A 14041-nucleotide genomic window follows, 5' to 3' on the forward strand; every position below is an offset into this window, starting at 1 on the left:
AGCTAACCTTTCGCCCGCAGCTCGCGCCGCAGCACCTTGCCGGTGGCGGTCATCGGCAACGTCTCCGCGAACGCGACGAAGCGCGGATATTCGTGAGCGGCGAGCTGCACCTTCACGAATTCCTGGATTTCGCGCGCGAGCGCGTCGCTGCCGGTAAAGCCGGGGCGCAGCACGATCCAGGCCTTGATCGATTCGGTGCGGATCGGATCGGGAATGCCGACCACGGCGGCCATCGCCACCGACGGATGCTTCATCAGTGTGTGCTCGATCTCGGACGGGCCGACGCGATAGCCGGCGGTAGTGATGACGTCGTCCTCGCGGCTGACATACCAGAAATAGCCGTCCTCATCCTGCACGCCGAGATCGCCAGTGAGCAGGAATTCGCTGGCATATTTCTTCGCCGTCGCCTCCGGGTTGCGCCAATATTCGAGCATGGTGACGGGACATGGCTGGCGCACGCCGATGATGCCGCGCTGTCCGCGCTTCTGCTCTTCGCCCTTGTCGTTGACGATGCGGACGTCGAAGCCCGGCGTCGCCTTGCCCATCGCGCCGGGGCGGATCGGGAACAGGTTGGAGTTGCTGCCGATCACGAGATTGCACTCGGTCTGGCCGAAGACTTCGTGCGCATCGATGCCGAAGGTGTCGCGCACCCAGCCGAGCAATTCACCGCCGAGCGATTCACCGCCGGTAAAAATGCTGCGCAGCTTCACACCCGGATGTTTCACACCGGCCTGCCGCATCAGCTTCAGCGCGGTCGGCGGCAGGAAGACGTTACGCACGCCGAGGTCCGCCATCATCTGCATCGCCGCCTGTGGCTCGAATTTGCGCGCACGATGACCGACCAGGGGAATGCCGTGATACCAGAACGCCAGCAGGCCGTTGACGAGGCCGCCGATCCAGGCCCAGTCCGCCGGCGTCCACATGAGATCGCCAGGGCGCGGCAGGAAGTTGTGGCACATCTCGACGTTCGGCAGATGGCCGAGCACGACGCGGTGCGCATGCAGGGCGCCCTTGGGGTTTCCGGTCGTTCCCGAGGTATAGATGATCAACGCGGGATCATCGGCGGAGGTGTCGACCCGCGTGAAGTCGGGCGAGGCGGCCTTGACCGCATCCCAGAATGATTTCGCGCCCTCTGGTGCGCGCTCGCCGACGACATAGACATTCTTCAGCTCCGGCAGGCGATCGCGGATCTTCGCAAGCTTCTCCCAGCCGCCCTCGTCGGTGACGATCGCCTTGGCCTCGGAATTCGACAGGCGGAATTCCAGCGCATCCTCGCCGAACAGCGCGAACAGCGGGATCGAGATCAGGCCTGCGCGGAACGCCGCCATGTGCACGATCGGCAGCTCCAGCGACTGCGACAGGAACACCGCGACGCGGTCGCCGCGCGCGAGGCCATCCGCCGTCAGCACATTGGCGAAGCGGCGCGACATCTCGGCAACCTCGTCAAAGGACGTGCGCGTGGTGGCGCCGTTCTCATCGACATAGATCAGCGCGAGCCGGCCCGTGCCATCGGCATGACGATCGCAGCACGCCTCCGCCATGTTGAAGCGCGCGGGGATGTCCCAGCGGAAATTGCGATAGAGCTCGTCGTAGGTTGCGGCTTCGGTGAGCATGGGGTCGTTTCCACGGTCGGCGTCATGGCCGGGCTTGTCCCCGGCCAGCCACGTTCTTGTTCGTTGCCACCAGTTTAAGGCCGTGGATGCCCGGGACAAGCCCGAGCATGACGCGCGAAGCGCCGGCGGCCGAAGGCCGCCTATGCCACCCTCTCCACAAAGGGAAGAGGGGAAGAACGAGCTAGCCCGACAGCGCGGCCTTCACCAGGCCGGACGCCTTGCCGAAATCCATCTGTCCGGCGTATTTCGCTCGCAATACCGCGATCACCTTGCCCATGTCCTTCATGCCGGCGGCGCCCGTTTCAGCGATCGCATCCGAGATCGCCTTCTTCACCTCATCGTCCGACATCTGCTTCGGCAGGTACGCCGAGATCACCGCGATCTCCTCGCGCTCCTGAGCGGCGAGCTCGGCGCGGCCGCCCTTGTCGTAGAGCTCGACCGCCTCCTGGCGCTGCTTGATCATCTTCTGCAGCACGGCGAGGATGTCGGCGTCCGACAGCGGCGGCTTGCCGCTGCCGCGAGCGTCGATGTCGGCATTCTTGATGGTCGAGTTGACCATGCGCAGCGTGGACAGCTTGCGCTCGTCCTTGGCCTTCATGGCCTCCTTGACCGCATTGTTGATGTCGTCGCGCAGCATGGTCGGATCCTCTCAATCTGTCGCGCCTGATCTAAGCCGTTCGCGGGCAAGAGGCCATACCGGACCAGCCGCCGGTGCATTGTTTCCTTGCCAGGGCTCGAAATGGCTCAAAATTGCCAGTTCCGGCTTAAGTGCCTGAAGCCGCCCGGCAAATATGCAAAAACGCATGTGAATCCGGCCTGTCCCGCTTTGACGGCGGCGTTTGCGCAGACTATGAAACGCGCTCATGACACAACATGACAACGATCCCGCCTGGCCGGACCACAAACCGACCGCGCTCCTCGTGCTTGCCGATGGCACGGTGCTCGAAGGCTTTGGTCTCGGCGCCGAAGGCCACGCCGTCGGTGAAGTCTGCTTCAACACCGCGATGACCGGGTATGAGGAGATTTTGACCGATCCCTCCTATGCCGGCCAGCTCATCACCTTTACCTTCCCGCATATCGGCAATGTCGGCACCAACGAGGACGACATCGAGACGGTGAACATGGCGGCGACGCCCGGCGCGCGCGGCGTGATCCTGCGCACCGCGATCACCGATCCCTCAAACTACCGCGCCACCAAGCATCTCGACCAGTGGCTGAGGGCCCGTGGTATCATCGGCCTCTCCGGCATCGACACCCGCGCGCTGACCGCGCTGATCCGCTCGAAGGGCATGCCCAACGCAGTGATCGCCCATTCCAGGACCGGCGAGTTCGACCTGCATGGCCTCAAGGAAGAGGCGCGCGAATGGCCGGGCCTCGAAGGTATGGACCTGGTGCCGATGGTCACCTCCGGCCAGCGCTTCACCTGGGACGAGACGCCCTGGCTGTGGGACAAGGGCTTTGGCCGCCAGGACGAGCCGGAGTTCAACGTCGTCGCCATCGACTATGGCATCAAGCGCAACATCCTGCGCCTGCTCGCCGGCGTCGGCTGCAAGGTGACGGTGGTGCCGGCGACGACCTCATCCGAAGACATTTTGGCGATGAAGCCGGACGGCGTGTTCCTGTCGAACGGCCCTGGCGATCCCGCCGCGACCGGTAAATATGCCGTGCCCGTCATCCGGGACGTGATCAAGTCGGGCACGCCGACCTTCGGCATTTGCCTCGGTCACCAGATGCTCGGCCTCGCCGTCGGCGCCAAGACCAAGAAGATGCATCAGGGCCATCACGGCGCCAATCATCCCGTCAAGGACGAGACCACCGGCAAGGTCGAGATCACTTCGATGAACCACGGCTTTGCCGTGGACGAGACGACGCTACCGAGGGGCGCGACGCAGACCCACATCTCGCTGTTCGACGGCTCCAATTGCGGCATCCAGCTCGACGGCAAGCCGGTGTTCTCGGTGCAGTACCACCCTGAGGCATCCCCGGGTCCGCGCGACTCGCACTATCTGTTCCAGCGGTTCGCGGAGCTGATGCGGCAGAAGAAGAGCGCTTGAGGCACACTGCGGCTCTCGTGCCCCGGGCGCAGTGCAGCGCGCCGCTTTTCGCGGCGTGATGCGCTGCTGAACCGGGGCCCACGCTGAGCTTTCTGGATCCCGGCTCAGCGACGCACCGCTGCGCGCTGCATCGCGTCTGGGACACGAACGGAACGCATTGCGGGCGACTCCGGTTGAACGAGCAGGCGTTCTTTTCTCGGAGCCCCACCATGTCCGTCGTCCGCGACAAGGCCGAGCCGCTTGCCATCGTGTTCGAGGATGACGGGCTCGTGCCGAACAACATCCTCCCGTTCCTAGTTTACCAGAGCGCGGTGAAGCTCGATCCGGAGCATCCGGAGGAGACCATCGAAGAGCTGTTCGAAGCGAACGGCTGGGGCGGCACATGGCGCAACGGCGTCTACGACTATCTGCACTATCATTCGACCGTGCACGAGGTGCTCGGCGTTGCGCGCGGCAGCGCTCGCGTCCGCTTCGGCGGCGATCATGGCCAGGAGCTACAGATCAAGGCCGGCGACGTCGCGATCCTGCCGGCCGGTACCGGCCACCAATGCATCAAGGCGAGCGACGATTTCTGCGTGATCGGCGCCTATCCGCCGGGCGCCAAGATGGAGATCACGCGCGCCACACCGGAGAACCACGCCAAGGCGCTGAAGACGATTCCCGAGGTCGCGATGCCGCCGGCTGATCCCGTGACCGGCAAGGATGGCGCGTTGACGCGGCTGTGGCGGTAGCCAAAGGGCAGGTGCCGTAGGGTGGGCAAAGCGACTCGTCCGCCGTAGCTCGAAGAGCGAAGGCGGAAGCGTGCCCACCAAACACATCGACCGTAAGGATGGATGGTGGGCACGGCGCGCAATGGCGCGCCTTTGCCCACCCTACGGCAGTTGCGGCCCCTACGCCGCGTTGCTGCCCTCCTGCCGTGTCGCTTCGAACAGGAACCAGGTACGGCGCTCGGTCTCGTCGATGAAGATTTCGAGGATGCTGGCGCTGGCGACATCGCCGGCCTCGTCGCAGACGTCGTGTGCCTTGCGCATCGCGCCGGCGACATGCTTGTTATCCTGCATCAGCTCGCGCAGCATCTCGCGCGGCGGGACGTAGTTCTCGTTATTGTCCTTGATGGTCTGGAGCTTTGCGACCTGGCCGATCGACTTGAGCGTGGTGCCGCCGATCTTGCGGACGCGCTCGGCGAGCTGGTCGGTGGTGGCGAAGATCTGATCGGACTGCTCGTCGAGCAGCAAATGGTAGTCGCGGAAATGCCGGCCGCTGATGTGCCAGTGGAAATTCTTGGTCTTCAGATAAAGCGCGAACGCGTCGGCCAGAAGCACGTTGAGCGCCTCCGAGACCTTCTTGACCCCATCGGGCGACAGATCGGTGGGGGTGTCGAGATCGGGCGAGACCTTGTTGTTGGTTTTGCTCACGGGAGACCTTCCTGTTAGGACGCGGACATTGACGGCGCGCCGTCGCACCCCTAACGCAAGGCGGCCAGCGCCGGTTCCTTTTAGCGGAACCATTTGGCCGGGACCCTCAGTACCATGGACGATTGGATCGATTATTACGACTCCACGCATACGATCTATGTCAGCAAGCTGCATCGCGACTTGCACTTCCAGATCATTGCGCGGGACATCATCGGCTATATCCCCTCGCCCGAGGCGGTAGTGCTGGACTATGCCTGCGGCGAAGCGCTGTCGGCGAACCAGGTGGCATCCGCCTGCGGCAAGCTGATCCTGGCGGAGCCCGCGCCCGGGGTGCGCGGCCGACTGATCGCGCGGTTCGCCCCGAACACCAAGATCCGCGTCCGCTCGCTCGACGACGTCCGCAAGATGCAGGACCAGTCGGTCGATCTCGTCGTGATGAACTCGGTCGCGCAATACATGACGCCGGAGGAGCTCGATGCCGCCCTCCTCAACATCCGCCGGATCCTGAAACCCTCCGGCAAGCTGGTGCTCGGCGATATCCTCCAGCCCAATGTCGGCATGGTGAGGGACGTGATGGCGCTGCTCGGCTTCGGCCTGCGGCACGGTTTCCTGAAAGACGCGCTGGTCGGGCTGATCAGCACCGCGCTGTCGGATTACCGCCAGCTGCGCACGCGCATCGGGCTCCAGCGCTACAGTGAGGCGGAGATCACCGCCAAGCTGACCGCGGCCGGGTTCGTGGTCCAGCGCGCCCACAGCAATATCGGCCACAATCGCTGGCGCATGACCTTCGTCGCGCGGCCGCCTCTTGTTCGTTAAGCATAACAATCAGCCGTTGTGGCTTGTCGCACTGCAATCGGTAATGATCGCCCTGGCCCGGTGGCGGAAGCGTCTACGCGAGGGCGGTGCAACGCTCTTCATCCTGGTTCAAATCCAGGCCGGGTCTCCACGCTTCGCCCCTGCGGGGCTACGCGTGGCGCAGCCACGTGAGGCCCGCAGGGGCGAAGCGTGTCCGGCGCAGCTGAAGCGAAGCGGACACGTAGACAGACTGTATCCGCGGCTCAATCTGCCTCAATCAGATCGCACTCGGACAGAAGCTGAAGCCGGCCGGCATCCCTGGCTGCGGAATTGATGACGGCATCGAGCAGGCCGGGGAAGCGCGCGTCCAGATCCTCGCGGCGCAGCCGCATGAAGCGGTTGGTTCCGGCCACGCGGGTCTGCATCAGCCCGCATTCGCGCAGCTTGGCGAAGTGATAGGCGAGGTTGGACTTGCCGCCGAGGCCGCTGAAATCGCCACAACAGAGCTCGCTGCTGACACGTTCTTGCTGCGCGAGCTGATAGACGATCGCCAAGCGGATCGGATCGCTCAGGCAATCCAGGACCATCGACAGCTCAATCTGCTCGCGGGTCGGGTGAAGGGGCGTGCGGCTCATGGGTCAATGATAGCAAAAAGGCCGAGATGTTCAATAGTTCTTGAACCAATTGACTCCTGGATCAGCCGAGCCAATAGTTCAATAAACGTTGAACATAAGGGTTTCTCCATGGGCGTGTTCTGGCTGGCCTTGGCGGCCTTCGCGATCGGCACAGAAGGCTTTGTTATTGCAGGACTTTTGCCGGCGATCGCCACTGACCTCTCGATTTCGGTCTCGGCCGCCGGGCAACTGGTCACGGCTTACGCCGTCACCTATGCCGTGGGCTCGCCGATCCTGGCGGTGACGCTCAACAACATCGACCGCCGCACCGTGCTGGCGCTGGCACTGACGACCTTCATCGCCGGCAACCTCGCCGCGGTGGTGGCATCCAACTACGCCCTGCTGCTGGCCTCGCGCATGCTGATGGCGCTGGGCTCGGGGCTGTGCATGCCGACGGCGCTCGCGGTGTCCGTGGCGGTGGCATCGCCCGAACGGCGCGGACGTGCGGTGGCCCTCGTCACCTCGGGCCTCACGGTCGCGACCGTCATCGGCGTCCCCCTTGGCAATCTCGTCGGCAGCCTGCTCGGCTGGCGCGCAACTTTCGCCATGGTCGCGCTGATCGGCACGGTGGCGCTCGCAGGCCTCCTGCTCGGGCTACCCAAAGGCCTGCCGCGCAACACGGCCTCGCTCAGCGAGCGGCTGGCGGTAGCGCGTCACAGCAACGTGCTGGTCGCGCTTGTGATCACCATTCTCTGGGCGCTCGGCGGCTTCACCGTGTTCACCTATTTCGCGATTCCGCTGCACGGCCTCGGCTTCGACGCTTCGCAGATCAGCCTGGCGCTGCTGGTGTTCGGCGGCGCCGCCGCGATCGGCAACATGCTCGGCGGCGTCCTGGCCGACCGGCTCGGCACGCTCGCCACCGCTGCCCTTGGGCTCGCCGGCATGGCGAGCGCGCTGATCCTGCATTCGCTGGTCCTGAAGCTGATGCCGGGACAGGCGCATTATGCGGTGTTGGGCGCGATCTTCCTCTGGGGCCTCTCGGGCTGGGCGTTCTATCCGGCCCAGATCGCCAGCATCATCCGGATCGAGCCGCAGGCCTCGATGATCGCGCTCTCGCTCAACGCCTCCGCGATGTATCTCGGCTTCGCGATCGGCGGCGCGCTGGGCGGCGCCGTGCTGGCCACCCTCTCGCCCAACGACCTCGGCTGGATCGGCGGATCGAGCGTTGCGGCCTCGCTTCTGGTGCACCTCGCCCGCGGCTGGCAGGCGCGGCCAAAACCGGTCAAAATTGCCGGTTGATGGGCGTTTTTCGGGGTTTCGCCGCCCCGAAAACTGGTCTAAGACCCACCCGCGCGCGAGGGAGACCCCGCGCTCTCGCACAAGGGGACGCGCGGCAAGCGCGCCCTTTTTTTGTGCCCAAATTCCAGTCCGGCGAGAGTTGATGCCCAAACGTACAGACATCACCACCATTCTGATCATCGGCGCCGGTCCCATCGTGATCGGCCAGGCCTGCGAGTTCGACTATTCGGGCACACAGGCGGTGAAGACGCTGAAGGAAGAGGGCTATCGCATCGTCCTCGTCAATTCCAACCCGGCCACCATCATGACCGACCCGGAATTGGCCGATGCGACCTATATCGAGCCGATCACGCCCGAGATCGTCGCCAAGATCATCGAGAAGGAACGCCACGTCATTCCCGGCGGCTTCGCGCTGCTGCCGACCATGGGCGGCCAGACCGCGCTGAACTGCGCGCTGTCGCTGCGCCGGCAGGGCACGCTGGAGAAGTTCGACGTCGAGATGATCGGCGCGACCGCCGACGCGATCGACAAGGCCGAGGACCGCCAGCTTTTCCGCAACGCCATGGAAAAGATTGGGCTGCAGACGCCGAAGTCGCGGCTCGCCAACGCGTCCGAACTGAAGAAGTCGTTCCGCGACAAATACCACGCCGAACGCGAGAAGCTGTCGGGCGCGGCTCTCGAAGAGCTCGACCGGCAATGGACTCTCGGCGAAGGCGACCGCCGCAAGCGCTATCAGGAATATGCGCTGGGCCAAGCGATGATGGCGCTCTCCGAGATCGGCCTGCCCGCGATCATCCGTCCCTCCTTCACGATGGGCGGTACCGGCGGCGGCATCGCCTACAACAAGGAGGAATTCCTCGACATCATCGAACGCGGCCTTGATGCATCGCCCACCAACGAAGTGCTGATCGAAGAATCTGTGCTCGGCTGGAAAGAGTACGAGATGGAGGTGGTGCGCGACAAGAAGGACAATTGCATCATCGTCTGTTCGATCGAGAACCTCGATCCGATGGGCGTGCACACCGGCGATTCCGTCACGGTGGCGCCGGCGCTGACGTTGACCGACAAGGAATACCAGATCATGCGCGACGCCTCGCTGGCGGTGCTGCGCGAGATCGGGGTCGAGACCGGCGGCTCCAACGTGCAGTTCGGCGTCAATCCCGACGACGGCCGCATGGTCGTCATCGAGATGAATCCGCGCGTGTCGCGCTCGTCCGCACTGGCCTCGAAGGCCACCGGCTTTCCGATCGCAAAGGTCGCCGCCAAGCTCGCGGTCGGCTACACCCTCGACGAGATCGCCAACGACATCACCGGCGGTGCCACGCCGGCCTCGTTCGAGCCGACGATCGATTACGTCGTCACCAAGGTGCCGCGCTTCGCCTTCGAGAAATTCCCGGGTGCCTCCACCACGCTGACGACCTCGATGAAGTCAGTCGGTGAAGTCATGGCGATCGGCCGCACCTTCCAGGAAAGTCTTCAGAAGGCCTTGCGCGGGCTCGAGACCGGATTGACCGGCCTCGACGAGATCGAGATCGAAGGGCTCGGCCGCGGCGACGACAAGAACGCAATCCGCGCCGCACTCGGCACGCCGACGCCGAACCGGCTGCTCCAGGTCGCCCAGGCGATGCGGCTCGGCTGGTCGAACGAGGACATCTTCAACTCCTGCAAGATCGATCCGTGGTTCCTCGGCGAAATGCGCGGCATCGTCGACATGGAGGAGAAGGTTCGCAAGAACGGCCTTCCTGGCAATGCCTTCGGCATGCGCACCCTGAAGGCCATGGGCTTCTCCGATGCGCGCCTCGCGGTGCTCGCCGAGACGACGGAAGCGGAGGTGACGGCGAAGCGCCACGCGCTCGGCGTTCGCCCCGTCTACAAGCGCATCGACACCTGCGCGGCCGAATTCGCCTCCCCCACCGCCTATATGTATTCGACCTATGAGGCGCCGTTTTCGGGTGCGCCTGCGGACGAGAGCACCCCGTCCGACATGAAGAAGGTCATCATCCTCGGCGGCGGGCCGAACCGCATCGGCCAGGGCATCGAGTTCGACTATTGCTGCTGTCACGCCTGCTTCGCGCTGCATGACGCCGGCTACGAATCCATCATGGTCAACTGCAACCCGGAGACCGTGTCGACCGACTACGACACGGCCGACCGGCTCTATTTCGAGCCGCTCACCGCCGAGGACGTGCTGGAGATCATTGCCAAGGAGCGCAGCAAGGGCACGCTGCACGGCGTGATCGTGCAGTTCGGCGGTCAGACCCCGCTGAAGCTGGCGCACGCGCTGGAAGCCGCCGAAGTGCCGATCCTCGGCACCTCGCCGGACGCCATCGACCTTGCCGAGGACCGCGACCGCTTCAAGCGCGTGCTCGACAAGCTCAGGCTCAAGCAGCCGAAGAACGGCATCGCTTATTCGGTCGAGCAGGCGAGGCTCGTCTCCGCCGATCTCGGCCTGCCGCTGGTGGTGCGCCCGTCCTATGTGCTCGGCGGCCGCGCCATGCAGATCATCCGCGAGGAGAACCAGCTCAACGACTATCTGCTCGGCACGCTGCCGGAGCTGGTGCCGGCCGACGTCAAGGCGCGCTATCCCAACGACAAGACCGGGCAGATCAACACCGTGCTCGGCAAGAACCCGCTGCTGTTCGACCGCTATCTGTCGGATGCGACCGAGGTCGACGTCGACTGCCTCTGCGACGGCAAGGACACTTTCATCGTCGGCATCATGGAGCACATCGAGGAAGCCGGCATCCATTCCGGCGATAGCGCCTGCTCGCTGCCGCCGCACTCGCTCGATGCCGGGATGATCGAGGAGCTGAAGCGGCAGACCCGCGAGCTCGCGCTCGGCCTCGACGTGGTCGGCCTGATGAACGTGCAATACGCCATCAAGGACGGCGAGATCTACGTGCTGGAAGTCAATCCGCGCGCCTCGCGCACAGTGCCGTTCGTCGCCAAGGTGATCGGCACGCCGGTCGCGAAGATCGCCGCGCGCATCATGGCCGGCGAGAGGCTCGACGACTTCAAGCTGAAGAAGGCAGAGCTCAAGCACGTCGGCGTCAAGGAATCGGTCTTCCCCTTCGCCCGCTTCCCCGGCGTCGACACGGTGCTCGGCCCCGAGATGCGTTCGACCGGCGAAGTGATGGGCATCGACCGCTCGTTTGCGGTGGCGTTCGCCAAGAGCCAGCTCGGCGGCGGCACGCGGGTGCCGCGCAAGGGCACGGTGTTCGTCTCGGTTCGCGAGAGCGACAAGACGCGCATCGCCGACGCCGTTCGCGAGTTGCATTCGCTCGGCTTCAAGGTGCTGGCGACGTCGGGCACTCAGCGCTTCCTGACCGATCAGGGCATCCCGACCGAGAAGGTGAACAAGGTGCTGGAGGGCCGGCCGCACATCGTCGACGCCATCACCAATGGCGACGTCCAGCTCGTCTTAAACACCACCGAAGGCCCGCAGGCGCTCGCCGACAGCCGCTCGCTGCGGCGCGCGGCCCTCTTGCATAAAGTGCCGTATTACACCACTCTTTCCGGGGCCGTGGCGGCCGCGCAGGGCATCCGCGCCTATCTTGGCGGGGACCTTGAGGTTCGTACCCTGCAGAGCTACTTTTCGGAAACCTGATCGCTAGCGGGGGGCCAAGCCTTGAGGGCTCAAGCTTTCCGCTAAGTGATTGGCAATGAAGCCACAATGGCCGGAGGAACTGTCCGGCCATGGGGGTGTTCTGTTCCGACGCTAAGCCCATATCTGTCAACGTCCGGCGGCCCGCGTGTCGAGCCCCGGAAAGACCGACGAATCAAGGTTGGGCGCTCAATCATGTTCTGGGACGCGCGACCGAAGGACGAGAGAGAAGATGGAAAAGGTTCCGATGACTTCGGCCGGATTTGCCGCGCTCGGAGAAGAATTGAAGCATCGCCAGTCCGTGGATCGTCCGCGGATCATCGAGCATATCGCGGAGGCGCGGTCACACGGAGACCTGTCGGAGAACGCGGAATATCATGCCGCGAAGGAAGAGCAGTCCCACAATGAAGGCCGCATCGCCGAGCTCGAGGACAAGCTCGCGCGCGCCGACATCATCGACATCTCGAAACTCTCCGGTGACACCATCAAGTTCGGCGCCACCGTGACGCTGGTCGACGAGGACACCGAGAAGAAGACGGTGTGGCAGATCGTCGGCGAGGTCGAGGCCGACGCCAAGAAGGGCCGCATCTCCATCACCTCGCCACTCGCCCGCGCACTGATCGGCAAGAAGAAGGGCGCCTCCGTCGAGGTCAACACGCCGGGCGGCGCCAAGGCGTATGAGATCACCAAGGTGGAGTGGCGGTAAGGATTTGCCGTTGCCTGTGACGACGTTTCGAAAAAGGCCGCGCACTGCGCGGCCTTTTTTGTGTCTGCTCGGTGCCCGAGATGATTTCGCGCTCTCTCCACTCGTCATTGCGAGCGGAGCGAAGCAATCCAGACTGCCTCCGCGGAAAGACTCTGGATTGCTTCGCGGAGCCTGCCATCGGGCCGCGCTTCGCGCGGACCCGTTGGCTCGCAATGACGGAGCAGGCGCTACCTTCGTCCCTTCACGTCCAGCGGTACCGCCGCCTCGTATTTCGAATTATGCAGAACCAGCGACGTGCGCACGTTGCGGACATGGGGCGCGGCGGTCAGGTGGGTGACGAAATCCTGGAAGGTCGCCATGTCGGGGGCGACGCATTTCAGGATGAAATCGACCTCGCCCGATAGCATCCAGCATTCCCGCACCAAGGGCTCGGCGCGGACGAATTCCTCGAAGGCACGCAAATCCGTCTCGGCCTGGCTGGACAGGTGCACGGCGGCGAACACAGTGACGTCGAAGCCGAGCTTGCGGGCGTCCAGGAGGCCCCTATAGCCGTGGATGTAGCCCTCCTCCTCCAGCGCCCGGACGCGGCGCAGGCAGGGCGGCGGCGAGATGCCGACGCGCTTGGCTAGTTCGACATTCGTGATTCGACCGTCGGCCTGAATCTCGGTGAGAATCTTCAGGTCGATCTCGTCTAGGTTCCGCGACACGTGATTGGAACTCCTGCCCTTTGCGGCGGTATTGGGTGGTTTGTCGCAATCGTCATACCCTAGTCCACGCGCGCAGCGCAATTTTATTGCGCGTGCAGCGCAATCGACTTTTGTTCCTTGTTGGAAAAATCCGCCGATAGGGAATGCAATTCTTGCATAGCTCATCAGAAGGCTTAGATTAGCTCTGATATTTCAGCGCCTCCGCGAGGCCTCCCGGCACGTTCCGCGCCCGCGCTGCAAAATCCCCCGTGAAAGGCGTCCATCGAAATGTCCGCTCCTGTTCATGCAAAGGTCATCATCATTGGCTCCGGCCCCGCCGGTTACACGGCGGCGATCTACGCCGCGCGTGCGATGCTCGAGCCGATCCTGATCCAGGGCATACAGCCGGGCGGCCAGCTCACCATCACCACCGACGTCGAGAACTATCCGGGCTTCGCCGACGTGATCCAGGGCCCCTGGCTGATGGAGCAGATGGAGAAGCAGGCGGTCCATGTCGGCACCACGATCGTCACCGACCTGGTCACCAAGCTGGAGACTGCGCAGCGGCCGTTCCGCCTCACCTGCGACAGCGGCGATGTTTATCTCGCCGACACCGTCATCCTTGCCACAGGCGCCCAGGCGCGCTGGCTAGGGCTGCCCTCCGAAGCGAAATTCCAGGGCGGAGGCGTGTCGGCCTGCGCCACCTGCGACGGCTTCTTCTACCGCAACAAGGAAGTCGTGGTGGTCGGCGGCGGCAACAGCGCGGTCGAGGAAGCCCTGTACCTCACCAACCATGCCTCGCAGGTCACCATCGTGCATCGTCGCGATCACTTCCGCGCCGAGCGCATCCTGCAGGAGCGCTTGTTCAAGCACCCGAAGATCAAGGTGGTCTGGGACTCTGCCGTCGACGAGATCTGCGGCACCGAGAACCCGAACAAGGTCACCCATGTGCGCCTCAAGAACGTCAAGACCGGCGCGCGCAGGGACCTGAAGACCGACGGCATCTTCATCGCCATCGGCCACGCGCCGGCGACCGAGCTCGTCAAAGGCCAGGTCAAGCTCAAACCGTCGGGCTATGTCGAGGTCGCCCCGAACTCGACCGCCACCTCGGTGCCCGGTCTGTTTGCCGCCGGCGACGTCGCCGACGAGACCTATCGCCAGGCCGTGACGGCCGCCGGCCTCGGCTGCATGGCAGCGCTCGAAGCCGAACGTTTCTTGGCCCTGCGCGCCAGCGAGCGCGCCGCAGCGGAATAGA

The 14041-nt window shown here is 64.3% G+C and carries 12 protein-coding genes and 1 tRNA gene; 8 read left to right on the plus strand and 5 right to left on the minus strand.

Translation table 11 applies throughout. The features are described 5' to 3' along the window. Positions 1-2 precede the first annotated feature (2 nt). Together AAE027_RS08795 and AAE027_RS08800 are read right to left on the minus strand one after the other, a co-directional pair. The gene (locus AAE027_RS08795; RefSeq protein WP_370986249.1) at positions 3-1613 is read right to left on the minus strand and encodes an acyl-CoA synthetase; all 1611 of its coding nucleotides are present in this window, start codon (positions 1611-1613) and stop codon (positions 3-5) included. A 181-nt stretch (positions 1614-1794) separates the two neighbouring features. After that, positions 1795-2250 (minus strand): GatB/YqeY domain-containing protein, encoded by a 456-nt coding sequence (locus AAE027_RS08800; RefSeq protein WP_370986250.1) that lies wholly within the window; start codon positions 2248-2250, stop codon positions 1795-1797. 226 nt (positions 2251-2476) lie between these two features. On the opposite strand from AAE027_RS08800, the gene carA reads away from it, so the two are divergent. Continuing rightward, positions 2477-3667, plus strand: a complete 1191-nt coding sequence (carA, locus tag AAE027_RS08805) for a glutamine-hydrolyzing carbamoyl-phosphate synthase small subunit (RefSeq protein ID WP_091898753.1) — start codon at positions 2477-2479, stop codon at positions 3665-3667. A gap of 209 nt (positions 3668-3876) precedes the next feature. After that, positions 3877-4398: a cupin domain-containing protein gene (locus tag AAE027_RS08810; protein WP_370986251.1), complete on the plus strand. Its 522-nt coding sequence runs from the start codon at positions 3877-3879 to the stop codon at positions 4396-4398. Between the two features lie 159 nt (positions 4399-4557). Here AAE027_RS08810 and AAE027_RS08815 read toward each other — a convergent pair whose 3' ends face one another. Beyond that, complete coding sequence (locus tag AAE027_RS08815; RefSeq protein WP_370986252.1) at positions 4558-5082, minus strand: Dps family protein; 525 nt, start codon at positions 5080-5082, stop codon at positions 4558-4560. A gap of 114 nt (positions 5083-5196) precedes the next feature. Between AAE027_RS08815 and AAE027_RS08820 the strand changes: the two genes are divergently transcribed. Together AAE027_RS08820 and AAE027_RS08825 are read left to right on the plus strand one after the other, a co-directional pair. Continuing rightward, entirely contained in the window at positions 5197-5898 is a 702-nt protein-coding gene (locus AAE027_RS08820) for a class I SAM-dependent methyltransferase (RefSeq protein WP_370986253.1), read from the plus strand. A gap of 54 nt (positions 5899-5952) precedes the next feature. Next, positions 5953-6028 (plus strand) — tRNA-OTHER (locus tag AAE027_RS08825). A 112-nt stretch (positions 6029-6140) separates the two neighbouring features. Here AAE027_RS08825 and AAE027_RS08830 read toward each other — a convergent pair. Beyond that, on the minus strand, positions 6141-6512 hold the full coding sequence (locus AAE027_RS08830) for an ArsR/SmtB family transcription factor (protein ID WP_370986254.1): 372 nt from the start codon (positions 6510-6512) through the stop codon (positions 6141-6143). Positions 6513-6620: 108 nt separating this feature from the next. Between AAE027_RS08830 and AAE027_RS08835 the strand changes: the two genes are divergently transcribed. From AAE027_RS08835 to greA, 3 genes are all read left to right on the plus strand, one after another. After that, positions 6621-7790: an MFS transporter gene (locus AAE027_RS08835; protein ID WP_370986255.1), complete on the plus strand. Its 1170-nt coding sequence runs from the start codon at positions 6621-6623 to the stop codon at positions 7788-7790. A gap of 142 nt (positions 7791-7932) precedes the next feature. Next, entirely contained in the window at positions 7933-11397 is a 3465-nt protein-coding gene (carB, locus tag AAE027_RS08840) for a carbamoyl-phosphate synthase large subunit (RefSeq protein ID WP_370986256.1), read from the plus strand. Between the two features lie 229 nt (positions 11398-11626). Continuing rightward, positions 11627-12100, plus strand: coding sequence for a transcription elongation factor GreA (greA, locus tag AAE027_RS08845; RefSeq protein WP_027525218.1), 474 nt, complete (start codon positions 11627-11629; stop codon positions 12098-12100). 227 nt (positions 12101-12327) lie between these two features. Here the strand turns inward: greA and AAE027_RS08850 are convergent, their stop codons facing one another. Then, positions 12328-12807, minus strand: coding sequence for an Lrp/AsnC family transcriptional regulator (locus AAE027_RS08850; protein ID WP_091886563.1), 480 nt, complete (start codon positions 12805-12807; stop codon positions 12328-12330). Positions 12808-13074: 267 nt separating this feature from the next. On the opposite strand from AAE027_RS08850, the gene trxB reads away from it, so the two are divergent. Next, positions 13075-14040 carry a thioredoxin-disulfide reductase gene (gene trxB / locus AAE027_RS08855; protein WP_370986257.1) on the plus strand — a complete coding sequence of 322 codons (966 nt, stop codon included), beginning with the start codon at positions 13075-13077 and terminating at the stop codon, positions 14038-14040. Position 14041: the final 1 nt, after the last annotated feature.

The sequence above is a fragment of the Bradyrhizobium sp. DN3 genome, assembly GCF_041357655.1.
GTDB lineage: Bacteria > Pseudomonadota > Alphaproteobacteria > Rhizobiales > Xanthobacteraceae > Bradyrhizobium.